This is a genomic window from Nitrospirillum bahiense (genome assembly GCF_007828025.1).
GTDB classification, from domain to species: Bacteria; Pseudomonadota; Alphaproteobacteria; order Azospirillales; family Azospirillaceae; genus Nitrospirillum; species Nitrospirillum amazonense.
This window is the reverse complement of sequence record NZ_VITO01000011.1, coordinates 88,614-101,060: the sequence shown is the minus strand read 5'-3', so window position 1 is coordinate 101,060 and position 12,447 is coordinate 88,614. Positions and strand designations below refer to the sequence as shown.

Below are 12,447 nucleotides of genomic sequence, written 5' to 3'. Positions count from 1 at the left end.
TGTCATAAACCAGGAGGGACGCACCCGCGTCCGTGTGAAATGTCCAGGCCATCGCGCCATAATCCCTGTGAAACCACCGCCAGCGGCCCGGATGAGGTGACCGTGTGCGAGACGCGCATCCCGGGCTATGCCCAGGACGTGACCTTGCGCCTGTACCGTCCGGCCGTGGCGCGCAAGACCCTGCGGCCCTCGCTGCCGGTCGTGCTGGTGTTCCACGGCGGCGGCTTCACCAAGGGCGGGCTGGACGATGCCGATCCGGCGGCGCGTTTCATCGCCACGCATACGCCGGCCTTCGTCATCTCCGTGGGCTATTCCCTGGCCCCGGCCCACCCCTTCCCCGCCGCCCCCGGCGACGCCTACCGTGCCGCCTTGTGGGCCACCGAACACGCCAAGGACTTCGGCGGCGCCGCCAACCGCCTGGGCGTGGCCGGGTACGATGCCGGCGGGCATATCGTCGCCTCGCTGACCTTCATCGCCCGAGACCAGGGTGACGTGCCGCTGAAGGCGCAGGTGCTGATTGGCCCCATGCTGGACCCCAGCCTGACCCGGGTGGGGGACGAGACGCTGCTGAGTTCGGACATCACCATCGCCGACTGCGCCAAGTGCTACCGCGCCTACCTGCCGGAAGCGGCGCAGCGCCTGCATCCCTATGCGGCGCCGCTGGAGTCCCGGCGCCTGGCCGGCCTGCCCCCGGCGCTGATCGTCACGGCCCAGAACGACGTGCTGCACGTCGAGGCCGAGAAGTACGCGGGTCAACTGATCGGGGCCGGCGTGCCCACCGAGGTGACCCGTTTCCCCCGCGTTTCCCATGCCGACCTGGCCGCCAATCCCGCGGCCCTGGCGGCCATCGCCAACTTCCTCGGGCGTCGCCTGTAACGCCCCGCCAACGCCGTCTCAAGGAGTATCATTCATGTCCAACACGCGCACGAAGCTGGTGCTGGCGCTGGCCGCCGGCGTCGCCCTGGTCGCCATCGGCGGCTTTTTCCTGCACGGCCCCTCCGGCGCCCAGGCCGCCTCCACCCCCGCCGCCCCGCCGGCGGCCGAGGTGGACGTGGCCCCGGTGCTGGCCCGCACCGTCGTCGACTGGCAGAGCTATTCCGGCCGGTTGGAGGCCGTGGAGCATGTGGACATCCGTCCGCAGATCTCCGGCCCCATCGTCGCCGTGAACTTCAAGAACGGCGCCCTGGTGAAGAAGGGCGATCTGCTGTTCACAATCGACCCCCGCCCCTTCCAGGCGGAGGTCGACCGGGCCGAGGCGGCGCTGGCGTCGGCGCAGTCGCGCCTGCGCTTCGCCACCACGGACCTGGAGCGCGCCCGCAAGCTGATCACCAGCAACGCCATCCCCCAGCGGGACCTGGACGATCGCGAGAACACCGCCCGCACCGCCGCCGCCGACGTGAAGGCGGCCGAGGCGGCGCTGGAGGTGGCGCGCCTGAACCTCAGCTACACCCGCGTCGTGGCACCGGTGGACGGCCGCGTTTCCCGGGCGGAGATCACGGTGGGCAACATCGTGGCCGCCGGTGCCGCCAGCGTGCCCCTGACCACGCTGGTCTCCGTCTCGCCCATCTACGCCTCCTTCGACGTGGATGAGCAGACCTACCTGCGCTACATCGCCAGCGTGAAGGACGGCACCGCGCCGGTGCAGCTGGGCCTCGCCACCGAGGACGGTTATTCCCGGACCGGTTCGGTGGAGCATGTGGACAACCACCTGGACACCGTGTCCGGCACCATCCGCGTGCGCGCCAAGTTCGACAACGCGGACGGCCTGCTGGTTCCCGGCCTGTATGCCCGCATCAAGGTGGGCGGCAGCAGCCCGCATGAGGCCCTGCTGGTGGACGACCGCGCCATCGGCACCGACCAGGACAAGAAGTACGTCCTGGTGGTCGGCGACGACAACAAGGTCGCCTACCGCGAGGTCGCCCTGGGCGGCATGCAGGACGGCCTGCGCGTCATCACCAAGGGCCTGAAGGCCGGGGAGCGCATCGTCGTCAACGGCGTGCAGTTCGCCCGCCCCGGCGACGCGGTGAAGCCCAAGAACGTCGCCATGGCGGGCGAGAACCCCGCCACCCAGACCCGGCAGACCGCCGCCGGTTCCGCCCTGTGAGGCGCAACCCCCGAGGTGCCTGGATGAACGCCCGTTCCCTTAGAGAACAGCCATGAACATCTCCCGCTTCTTCATCGATAGGCCGATTTTCGCCGGCGTGCTGTCGGTGGCCATTTTCGTGGCCGGCCTGATATCCGTGTTCCAACTGCCCATCTCGGAATACCCCGAGGTGGTGCCCGCCACCGTGGTGGTGCACGCCCAATACCCGGGCGCCAACCCCAAGGTCATCGCCGAAGCCGTCGCGGCGCCGCTGGAAGAGCAGATCAACGGCGTCGAGAACATGCTGTACATGCAGTCGCAGGCCAACAGCGACGGCAACCTGGCGGTGACGGTCACCTTCAAGCTGGGCACCAACCCCGACCTGGCCCAGCAGATGGTGCAGAACCGCGTCTCGCAGGCGCTGCCGCGCCTGCCGGAGGATGTGCAGCGCCTGGGCGTCACGACGATCAAGAGCTCCCCCACCCTGACCATGGTGGTGCACCTGATCTCGCCCAACGACCGCTATGACATGACCTATCTGCGCAACTATGCCGTCCTGAACGTGAAGGACCGGCTGGAGCGCATCCAGGGCGTGGGCCAGGTGCAGGTCTGGGGTTCGGGCGATTATTCCATGCGCGTCTGGCTGGATCCGCAGAAGGTGGCCCAGCGCAACCTGACCGCCGAGGACGTGGTGGCGGCCATCCGTGACCAGAACGTCCAGGTGGCGGCGGGCGTGATCGGCTCGTCCCCGTCGGTGAAGGGCGTACCCCTGCAGCTGTCGGTGAACGCCCGCGGCCGTCTGAAGACGGAAGCGGAGTTCGGCGACATCATCCTGCAGACCACGGCCGACGGCGGCGTGACCTACCTGCGCGACGTGGCCCGCATCGAGCTGGCCGCCTCGGAATACGGCCTGCGGGCGCTGCTGGACAACAAGCCGGCCGTGGCCATGGCCATCAACCAGTCGCCCGGCGCCAACTCGCTGGCCATTTCCGACGAGGTCCGCAAGACCATGGCGGAACTGGCCACCGACATGCCCCCCGGCGTGGAATACCGCATCGTCTATGACCCGACGCAGTTCGTCCGCGCCAGCATCAACGCGGTGATCCACACCCTGCTGGAAGCCATCACCCTGGTGGTGATCGTGGTCATCGTCTTCCTGCAGACCTGGCGGGCGTCCATCATCCCGCTGCTGGCCGTGCCCGTCTCCATCGTCGGCACCTTCGCCCTGCTGCTGGCCTTCGGGTATTCCATCAACGCGCTATCGCTGTTCGGCATGGTGCTGGCCATCGGCATCGTGGTCGACGACGCCATCGTCGTGGTGGAAAACGTCGAGCGCAACATCGAGGCGGGGCTGTCGCCCAAGGAAGCGACCTACCAGGCCATGCGCGAGGTCAGCGGCCCCATCATCGCCATCGCCCTGACCCTGGTGGCCGTGTTCGTGCCGCTGGCGGCCATGAGCGGCCTGACCGGCCAGTTCTACAAGCAGTTCGCGATGACCATCGCGATCTCCACCGTCATCTCCGCCTTCAACTCGCTGACCATGTCCCCCGCCCTGGCGGCCCTGCTGCTGAAGGGTCACCATGACGGCCAGGATTGGCTGACGCGCGGCATGAACACCGTGCTGGGCCCCTTCTTCCGGGGCTTCAACAAGGTCTTCCACCGCGGGTCCCAGGCCTATGGCAACAGCGTGGGCGGCGTCATCCGGCACAAGGGCATCATGGTCGGCATTTATGTCGCCCTGCTGGGTGCCACCGTCTTCCTGGGCAACACCGTGCCCGGCGGCTTCGTGCCCGCCCAGGACAAGGAATACCTGGTGACCTTCGCCCAGCTGCCCAACGGCGCCTCGCTGGACCGCACGGAGGAGGTCATCCGCAAGATGTCGGAGATCGCGATGAAGCAGCCGGGCGTGACCCATGCGGTCTCATTCCCCGGCCTGTCGGTCAACGGCTTCACCAACAGCTCCAGCGCCGGCATCGTCTTCGTCCCGCTGGAACATTACGACGATCGTCCCGGCCACATCTCGGCCGCCGAGATCGCCGCCAACCTGCGCAAGGAATACGCGGGCATCAAGGACGCCTACATCGCCGTCTTCCCGCCCCCGCCCGTCATGGGCCTGGGCACCCTGGGCGGTTTCAAGCTGCAGCTTGAGGATACCGGCGCCCTGGGGTACGAGGCCATGGCCAAGGCCTCCAACGACTTCATTGCCAAGGCCATGAAGACGCCGGAGCTGGGGCCGACGTTCTCCAGCTACCAGATCAACGTTCCGCAGCTGAACGTGGACCTGGACCGGGTGAAGGCCAAGCAGTTGGGCGTGTCGGTCAACGACGTCTTCGACACTATGCAGATTTACCTGGGCTCGCTGTACGTCAACGACTTCAATAGCTTCGGGCGCGTCTACCAGGTGCGGGTGCAGGCGGACGCCCCGTTCCGCGCCCATGCCGACGACATCGGCCTGCTGAAGACCCGCAACGCCCAGGGCATGATGGTGCCGCTGTCGTCGCTGGTCAGCGTCAGCCCGACCTATGGTCCGGAAATGGTGGTGCGCTACAACGGCTACACCGCCGCCGACATCAACAGCGGCCCGGCCCCCGGCTATTCCACCAACCAGGCCCAGGCCGCCGCGGAGCGGATCGCGCATGAGGTCCTGCCCCGGGGGATCAAGCTGGAATGGACGGACCTGACCTACCAGCAGATCCTGGCCGGCAACTCCGCCCTGTGGGTGTTCCCCATCAGCGTGCTGCTGGTCTTCCTGGTGCTGGCCGCCCAGTACGAGAGCCTGACCCTGCCGCTGGCCATCCTGCTGATCGTGCCCATGAGCCTGATGTCGGCCCTGGCCGGCCTGTGGCTGACGGGCAGTGACAACAACATCTTCACCCAGATCGGCTTCATGGTGCTGGTGGGCTTGTCGGCCAAGAACGCCATCTTGATCGTGGAGTTCGCCCGTGAACTGGAAATCCACGGCAAAACCCCCGTCCAGGCCGCGATCGAGGCCAGCCGCCTGCGTCTGCGTCCCATCCTGATGACCTCCATCGCCTTCATCATGGGCGTCGTGCCCCTGGTGATGTCGACGGGGCCGGGTGCCGAAATGCGCCATGCCATGGGTGTCGCCGTGTTCTTCGGCATGCTGGGCGTGACCTTCTTCGGCCTGGGCCTGACGCCGGTGTTCTACGTCCTCCTGCGCAAGCTGGCGGGCGGCAAGCTGATCACGCATGAGAAGCTGGATCAGCCGGCCATCGGCAGCCACGCGGCGCAGCACGCCGCCGAGTGATCGCACCCGCCGCCTTCCTCTCCCCCCTACAGGCGGCGGTTACGATGCGGCCCAGGTCCTTCACCGGACCTGGGCCGTTTTTTTAGAGCGCCCTTATGGCGCTGGCCAGTCCTGGGCGCTGTGCCAAACCCGCAGGATTGTCACTTTCGTCCGGTCGTTCACTTCATAGACGATGATGTACGGCCGAATGGTCACCAGTTCGCGGGTACCGAGCACGCGCCCAGGCCGCCCGCGATTTGGGAAAATCGCCAGGCTATCCCCCGCAAGCAGCAATTCACGGCCGACACGCTGGGCGGCGATTGGATTTTCCGCATGGATATGAGCGATAATCTTGGCGAGGTCCGTAAAAGCGACGGGCCGCCACGTGACCTGCTCCGCCATCCAGGTTACCGGGGCGTGGGGTGAGGCGCGTCAAAATTGCCGGCTGCGATCTCCAGCAGCCAGGCCCGCACCTCAGAGTGCGGAATAGCACGATAATCCGCCCGAGCCTCCGCCACAGCAGCGGTCAAAGCCGCCAACTCGGCAGCTTCTTCATCGCTCAACGGCGTTATGGGTTCCGGCTTGCTCATCCCTAGAAGATGGCACCGAGCTGGATGGATGTCGAGTGCCCGCCACTTCGCTCCCTGACCACCCGGTCACCGAATTATTACCGCCTTGCCCCTGGCCGGCGCGGGACGCGCCTTTTATCGTCTTGGCAATTTCTCCCGAGAGCCCGATCGGAAAGCGAACCATGATGCACGCGGCTGTCCAATCCTCCATCACCCCCAACTCCACCCCCACCGGCGCCGTGGCCGATGCCGCCGCCGTGCGCGGCCAGCTTAAGGCCTGGCTGGTGGAGCAAGCCTACCCCCTGTGGTGGGAGGTGGGGGCGGATCGGGTGAACGGCGGCTTCCATGAGAAGCTGAGGCTGGACGGCAAGCCCACCAACGACGCCCGCCGCGCCCGGGTGCAGGCCCGCCAGGTCTATTCCTATTCCGTCGCCGCCAAATCCGGCTGGAACGGCCCGGTGCGCGAGGCGGCGGAGCACGGCCTGACCTTCTTCCTGAACCATTACCGCCGGCCCGACGGCCTGTTCCGCACCAAGGTGGCGCCGGACGGCACCGCCCTGGACGACACCGTGGTGCTGTACGACCAGGCCTTCGCCCTGTTCGCGCTGGCCGCCGCGCAGAGCGCCACGCCGGAGAACCGCAGGGCGGAGGAGATGGCCGTGGCCTTGCGCCAGCGGCTGCTGGACACCCTGCACCACGCCCAGGGCGGGTTCGAGGAGAGCCACCCCCGCACCCTGCCCCTGCTGTCCAACCCGCACATGCACATGCTGGAGGCGTCGCTGGCCTGGATGGAACAGGGCGGCGACAGCGGCTGGCGCGACCTGGCGGAAGAGATCGTGGGCCTGGCGCTCACCCGTTTCATCGACGACGACATGGGCGGGCTGAAGGAGTTCTTCGACGGCGACTGGCGGCCCCAGGCCGGCACGCCCGGCCGCATCGTCGAGCCGGGACACCAGTTCGAATGGTCGTGGCTGATGCTGCGCTGGTCGGCCCTGACCGGCAACAAGGCGGCCGCCGACGCCGCCTGGCGCATGATCGCCGTGGGCGAGGGGCCGGGCGTGGACCCGGCGCGCGGCGTGGCCATGAACGCCCTGCTGGACGACCTGACCCCCCACGACCCCGTCGCCCGCCTGTGGCCGCAGACGGAACGCATCAAGTGCGCCGTGCTGGCCGCCCTGGCCACCCGCGACGACGCCGACCGCAGCGACACCTACTGGACCATGGCCGCCAACGGCGGGCGCGGCCTGATGAAATACTTCGACACGCCGGTGAAAGGCCTGTGGCGCGACCGCCTGAACCCGGACGGCACCTTCGTCGAAGAGGCCGCCCCCGCCAGCAGCTTCTACCACATCGTCTGCGCCATCCAGGAACTGGACCAGGCGTTGGCCGCCATTGGACACCCAGGCTGAAGCCCTTGTTCTGACGTCAGAACGGCCGTATCCCGCATCCCAGCCTCGCAGGGAAGCTGCGTGAAAGGAACCGCCCCTGAAAAGGACCCGTCAGGGCAGCCAGCCGGGGATGGCCTTCATCTCTGGCCGCCGGGCCAAGGTGGCCCAAGCAGCGGCCCAGCAGCAGCCGTGGTCTTGGCCGGGCACGGTAATGATGGTAGCGGACGCGGGTGTGGGCTGATGCGCAACGAAGGACTGGGCGATGGCGATGCCCACCACCTTGTCGTCGGCACCGACGAAATGAACCTGGGGCCGGCCCGCCAGCTTGGCGGCGTCGGTGATGGGATCGACCGACTGCGACAGCGGCGTCAGGTCCAACGTCTTGGTCCACAGGCCGAAGTCCAGGTTGCCGGACACGGTGACCAGGCCAGCCACGTCGGCGCGCCGTTCCGCCAGCACCGCCGCCAGACCGCCGCCGCCGGAATATCCCACCAGCACCAGACTCTGGGCATGGGCGTCGGCCTTCAGCCGGTCCAGCGCCAGGCTGGCGCTGTCCACCACCTCGGGCGCCAGGCGGGCCTTGGTCCAGTAGCCCACCTGGCAGGTACGCGGGCGGGTTTCCATGACGTATTGGCAGGGCCGGGCAAGATAGGCGACGGGCCCGGTGCCGGGATGGCCCATGGCCAGACGCAGCGCCAGGGGATCGGTGGGCGTGGGATCCTGCGACGGCTCGCGCGCCGACAGATAGGCCAAGCCATCGCCTTCGATGTAAACGGTCAGCAGATCCTCGCCCCGGCCAGGCCCAGGGGAGTAGGGTTTGACCGCCGTCGCCAGGTCGAAGCTGCCTGCCGAAATATAGTCCCAGCGCCACCCGCCACCCTGGGCCAGGGTGGGTCCCCGCTCCTGCCGGCCATGGATACCGGAGCAGGCGGCCAAGCAGCCCGCCAGCACCAAAGCCATCAGGGCGCGGGCCCGCATACCCGTCAGCCCTTCTTGGCCTTGAACTCCGCCAGCGCCTTGGCCACGCGGTCGACCACCGGACCCCATTGTCCCCATTCCGTCTGGCGGAAGAGGCGGACCGACGGATACCAGGGCGTGTCGTCACGGTTCTGCAGCCAGCGCCAATCCGGCAGCAGGGGTATCATGACCCAAGCCGGGCGGCCCAGCGCGCCGGCCAGGTGCACCGGCGAGCTGTCGATGGAGATCAGCAGGTCGACCTCCATCAGGATGGCGGCTGTGTCCTCGAAATCCCGGATTTCGGGGCTGAGGCTGACGACGTGCTTGCCCAGGGCCAGCGGCGGGTTCAGCGCCTGCTCTTCCTTCGGCCCCTTCTGCACGGAAAACAGGGTGACGCCGTCCTGTGCCAGCGGCGCCAGCATCTCCAGCCCCATGGACCGGTTGGCATCGTTGAAATGGGTGGGGCGGCCGGCCCAGAGGAAGGCCACCTTCAGGCCCTTGTAGGATTCCAGCCGCTTGCGCCAATGCTCCCGCCGGTCGGGCAGTGCCGACAGATAGGGCATGGGCTCGCCGGGCAGCTGGCTGAGCTGCAGGCCCATGATCATGGGCAGGCTCATCATTTCGGCGTGCACGTCGAAATAGGGGGGCAGCTCGCCGCGCAGGGTCAGGGCGTCGAAACCCTTCATGCGCCGCGCCAGGCTGGCCGTTTCATGATTGATTTCCAGGATGACGTTGGCCTGGCTCTTCTCCTTCGCCCAGGCGACCATGCGCATGAACTGGAAGGTGTCGCCATAGCCTTGCTCATCATGGATCAGCAGGGTCTTGCCCGGGATGGGACGGCCGTCCCAGCGCGGGCGCTGCACCTTGCGCTCGATGCGCGTGGTGTGCGCCAGGCTGTAGCGGTAGGCGTATTCCCGCCAGCCGCGGTCGAACTCACCCAGCAGCAGCAGGGTTTCCGCCAGGTCGAAGCGGGTGGACAGGTGCCCGGGCAGGGCATCCACCAGCATCTCCTGGATGGGCTTGGCCTCCAGCACCCGACCCTGCACGCGCAGGGCCTGGGCCAGCAGGGCCCACAGCGTCACAGGGCCCGTGCCACTGGCCAGCAGGGGCCGGATCATGGCCTCGACCTCGACACCCCGCCCCGCGATCAGCATGGGGCGGACCTGCTGCTCAAGTTCCTTCATGTCCATGACGGCAGGCCCTGTCAGCTGGCGGCCGGCTTGCGACGACTGCGCGACGGCTTCGCCGCGTCCTCGGCGGGGGCGGCGACAGGCTCAGCCACCGGGGCTTCGGCCTTGGCTTTCTTAGGTGCCGCCTTGGCCTTCGGCGCGGAAGCCTCAGGCGCGGGCGTTTCGATCACCGGCTCAGGCGCCTTTTCGGCCTTGGGCGCCGCCTTCTTCGCGGTGGGCTTCTTGGCCGGCACGGCCGCCGGGACGTCCATTGGAGCGTCCGGGGCGTTGGGGTCGATCCCCAGCGCCGTCAGCAGCGGCGTCAGCTGGGCCGCGAACGGTTTCCAACGGCCCATGCTGCTGCGGAAGATGGGCTGGCGCACCTGGTTCAGGCTGGCGGTGCGGATGGTGCGCTGGGTCTTGTGGAAGTCCAGGACGGCAGAGTCCCAATTCAGGCCGATGGCCTCGATCAGGCGGCGGGATTGGCCTTCCTGGTCATCCACCACGTCCTCGTACCGCACTTCGATGAAGCGGTCGGCAGGCAGCACGGCGCGCCAGTGGTCCATCAGCCGTTCATAGGCGCGGTAGAACTGCCCCAACTCCGCCAGGTCGTAGGTGAACAGCTGCTCACGGGTGAACAGCTTGGTGTAGCAGGACAGGCAGGTGTCCACCGCGTCGCGGCGCACATGGATGATGCGGGCGTCCGGCAGGGCCAGGTTGATCAGGCCGGCGAACAGGAAGTTGGACGGCATCTTGTCCACGACCTTGCGACGGCCGCCCGCCAGGGGACGGATGAAGTCCAGGTAGCGCTGGCCCAGGCCGCCGGTGATCTCCGGCGTCAGATGGCCGGCGATCTGGGGGTACGGGCCCAGCTGGTTCACCAGGTTGTTGAAGGCCGACAGCTCGCCAGCGGCGGCCACCTGGGGATGGCTGGCCAGGATCTGTTCGATCAGGGTGGTGCCGGAACGCGGCATGCCCAGCACGAACACCGCCTGGTCGCTTCCCGCCAGGCTGGACTTGGCCTTCTTGAGGGCATCGGCCGGGAAGGCGGCGGCGATGTCGGCCATCCAGCGGCCTGTGGCAGCGGCATCGTAGGCGAAGGTCGCGCGCTTCTGCCGGTTGCCTTCGTTCAGGTAGCCGAAGGCGCGGTCCGCGTCACCAATGTCCATCCACGCCTTGCCCAGGGCGAAGTTCAGGGCGGTGCGGTCGGTCTGCGATTGCACTGGGTCGGGGCCGTACAGCAACGCTTCCATCTTGGTCACGGCCGGGTCGCCGGCCTGGAAGCGGTGCAGGTCCGACATGTTGAACCATGCGGAGGCGGAGCGCGGGAACTGCGCCACCACCTGTTCGAAGGCGGCCTTGGCCTCGGCCTTGTCGCCGCGTTCCATCAGCAGGACGCCACGGTTGATCAGGGCCTTTTCGGGGGCGAAGCCCAGGGTCTTGGACGCCTTGTCGAAGGCGGCCAGCGCCTCGTCATGCTGGCCCAGGGCCTGCAGCACCTCACCCAGGACGTTCTGCGCTTCGCCATTGTCGGCTTGCTGCGCCACGGCGCGGCGGGCGTCGGCCAACGCCTCCTCCAGCCGTTCCAGGTGGCGCAGGGCCGTGGCGCGCACGGTCAGGGCGCCGGCATGCAGCGGGGCGTAGCTCAGCAGCGCGTCGATCCAGCGCAGCGCGTCCTCATTACGGTTGCGGCCCAGTTCCACCGCCGCCGCGTTGATGTAGGCGTCCGACAGGCGCGGGTTCAGGTCGATGGCCTTGCGCGCCGCGGCCAGGGCCTCGTCCGGGCGGCCCAGGTCGTTCAGCAGGTTGGCCAGGTTGCTCTGCGCCTCGGCATAGGCCGGGGCCAGGTTCAGGGCGTATTCGTAACGCTGGCGGGCCTGGTCCAGCCGGCCCATGCGCTTCAGCGTGTTGCCCAGGTTGTTGTGCGCCTCGGCATAGTTGGGCTGCAGCGCCACCACCCGCTCCAGGCAGGTCAGGCTGTCTTCCAGCTTGCCGGCTTCCTGCAGGATGATGCCCAGGTTGTTCCAGCCGGCCACCAGGGCGTTGTCCATGGTGACGGCGCGGCGGGCGGCCACCTCGGCCTCGGCCAGCAGGCCGCGCTGGCGCAGCATCTCACCCAGGTTGCTGAGGTAGACGGCCGGCACGCGCGGCGCCTGGCAGGCGCGTCGCAGATGGTCGATCGCCAGGTCCAGGTTGCCGTAGGCGTGGGCCATCAGGCCCATCAGGTGCAAGGCGTCCGACTGCCCTGGCCACAGCGCCAGCACATGCTGGCACAACCGTTCGGCCTGGTCGGCCTGGCCGGCGTTCCAATGGGCGTGGGCCTGGCCCAGCGCCTGCTCAACGGTCATGGTGGTCTGCGGTTGAGTGTTCATGGCTTCACAGCGCTTTTCAGGAATGGGTCAGGGCGGGTGGCTTACGGGGTGCGCTTGGGCGGCGCCGGCAGGGCCTTCAGCGCCGCGGCCAGGCCGCTCAGCTGCACCGGGATGTCGACGGCGGCCTTGTCGCCATTGATATAACGCACCGCCAGGACTTTGCCGCCGGTGAAGTGGTCCAACACCTTGCCGTCCTCAAGGTCGGCCGCGGCGACGCACCCGCCCTGCTGGCAGGCGTCGAACGGCAGGGACAAGGGCTTGTCCTGGTCCACCACCAAGGTTATGCCCGGCTGCAGCAGCACGCCCAGGGGCGTCGCCAGGATCAGGCGCGGCTTGCCGTCGGGGCCGAGATAGCCCACGCGGACATGCAGCATCATGACGTTCTGTGGCGTGGCGATGGCGAACTGCTCGACATAGCAAATCTCGGCACCAGCGTCGGTCTTGGCGCAGCTCTTGGACCACAGCGGGCCCGGCGCCTTGGTCACATCGGGGCCTTTGCCGGCGGCCGGGCCGTTGGCGGGGGCGGGAACGGACGTCGCCGGCGGGGGTGTCTTCACCGGCTCCGCCGCCACGGTGGCGGTGGCCGCCCCGGTGTACGCCGTCAACACGCCGGCCGTCATCGCGACCAACGCCGCCCTCGCCACTATGCTCATCTCGGTACT

The 12,447-nt window shown here is 68.1% G+C and carries 9 protein-coding genes; 4 read left to right on the top strand and 5 right to left on the bottom strand.

The features are described from left to right. The first annotated feature begins 102 nt into the window (after nt 1–102). The 3 genes from FBZ88_RS17020 to FBZ88_RS17010 are packed head-to-tail and all read left to right on the top strand — an operon-like array spanning nt 103 to nt 5,351. Complete coding sequence (locus FBZ88_RS17020) at nt 103–876, top strand: alpha/beta hydrolase (RefSeq protein WP_246138709.1); 774 nt, start codon at nt 103–105, stop codon at nt 874–876. A 34-nt stretch (nt 877–910) separates the two neighbouring features. Further along, complete coding sequence (locus FBZ88_RS17015; protein WP_088875356.1) at nt 911–2,104, top strand: efflux RND transporter periplasmic adaptor subunit; 1,194 nt, start codon at nt 911–913, stop codon at nt 2,102–2,104. Between the two features lie 52 nt (nt 2,105–2,156). Next, complete coding sequence (locus FBZ88_RS17010) at nt 2,157–5,351, top strand: efflux RND transporter permease subunit (RefSeq protein ID WP_145613155.1); 3,195 nt, start codon at nt 2,157–2,159, stop codon at nt 5,349–5,351. A gap of 93 nt (nt 5,352–5,444) precedes the next feature. On the opposite strand, the gene FBZ88_RS17005 is transcribed toward FBZ88_RS17010, so the two are convergent. Continuing rightward, nucleotides 5,445–5,732, bottom strand: coding sequence for a type II toxin-antitoxin system RelE/ParE family toxin (locus tag FBZ88_RS17005; protein ID WP_145618403.1), 288 nt, complete (start codon nt 5,730–5,732; stop codon nt 5,445–5,447). A 349-nt stretch (nt 5,733–6,081) separates the two neighbouring features. On the opposite strand from FBZ88_RS17005, the gene FBZ88_RS17000 reads away from it, so the two are divergent. Further along, nucleotides 6,082–7,308 (top strand): AGE family epimerase/isomerase, encoded by a 1,227-nt coding sequence (locus tag FBZ88_RS17000; protein ID WP_211102704.1) that lies wholly within the window; start codon nt 6,082–6,084, stop codon nt 7,306–7,308. Nucleotides 7,309–7,398: 90 nt separating this feature from the next. On the opposite strand, the gene FBZ88_RS16995 is transcribed toward FBZ88_RS17000, so the two are convergent. The 4 genes from FBZ88_RS16995 to FBZ88_RS16980 are packed head-to-tail and all read right to left on the bottom strand — an operon-like array spanning nt 7,399 to nt 12,438. Next, on the bottom strand, nt 7,399–8,265 hold the full coding sequence (locus FBZ88_RS16995; protein ID WP_211102703.1) for an alpha/beta hydrolase family protein: 867 nt from the start codon (nt 8,263–8,265) through the stop codon (nt 7,399–7,401). Between the two features lie 5 nt (nt 8,266–8,270). Then, the gene (locus FBZ88_RS16990) at nt 8,271–9,434 is read right to left on the bottom strand and encodes a glycosyltransferase family 9 protein (protein WP_211102702.1); all 1,164 of its coding nucleotides are present in this window, start codon (nt 9,432–9,434) and stop codon (nt 8,271–8,273) included. 14 nt (nt 9,435–9,448) lie between these two features. Next, nucleotides 9,449–11,785 carry a tetratricopeptide repeat-containing sulfotransferase family protein gene (locus FBZ88_RS16985; protein WP_145618401.1) on the bottom strand — a complete coding sequence of 779 codons (2,337 nt, stop codon included), beginning with the start codon at nt 11,783–11,785 and terminating at the stop codon, nt 9,449–9,451. 41 nt (nt 11,786–11,826) lie between these two features. Further along, complete coding sequence (locus FBZ88_RS16980; protein WP_246138708.1) at nt 11,827–12,438, bottom strand: invasion associated locus B family protein; 612 nt, start codon at nt 12,436–12,438, stop codon at nt 11,827–11,829. Between the last annotated feature and the right edge of the window lie 9 nt (nt 12,439–12,447).

Excerpts from the sequence above, each read along its gene's own strand:
- FBZ88_RS16985 (WP_145618401.1), bottom strand. The coding sequence starts at position 11,785 with ATGAACACTCAACCGCAGACCACCATGACCGTTGAGCAGGCGCTGGGC.
- FBZ88_RS16990 (WP_211102702.1), bottom strand. The coding sequence starts at position 9,434 with ATGGACATGAAGGAACTTGAGCAGCAGGTCCGCCCCATGCTGATCGCG.
- FBZ88_RS17005 (WP_145618403.1), bottom strand. The coding sequence starts at position 5,732 with ATGGCGGAGCAGGTCACGTGGCGGCCCGTCGCTTTTACGGACCTCGCC.
- FBZ88_RS17000 (WP_211102704.1), top strand. The coding sequence starts at position 6,082 with ATGATGCACGCGGCTGTCCAATCCTCCATCACCCCCAACTCCACCCCC.
- FBZ88_RS16995 (WP_211102703.1), bottom strand. The coding sequence starts at position 8,265 with ATGCGGGCCCGCGCCCTGATGGCTTTGGTGCTGGCGGGCTGCTTGGCC.
- FBZ88_RS17015 (WP_088875356.1), top strand. The coding sequence starts at position 911 with ATGTCCAACACGCGCACGAAGCTGGTGCTGGCGCTGGCCGCCGGCGTC.
- FBZ88_RS17010 (WP_145613155.1), top strand. The coding sequence starts at position 2,157 with ATGAACATCTCCCGCTTCTTCATCGATAGGCCGATTTTCGCCGGCGTG.
- FBZ88_RS16980 (WP_246138708.1), bottom strand. The coding sequence starts at position 12,438 with ATGAGCATAGTGGCGAGGGCGGCGTTGGTCGCGATGACGGCCGGCGTG.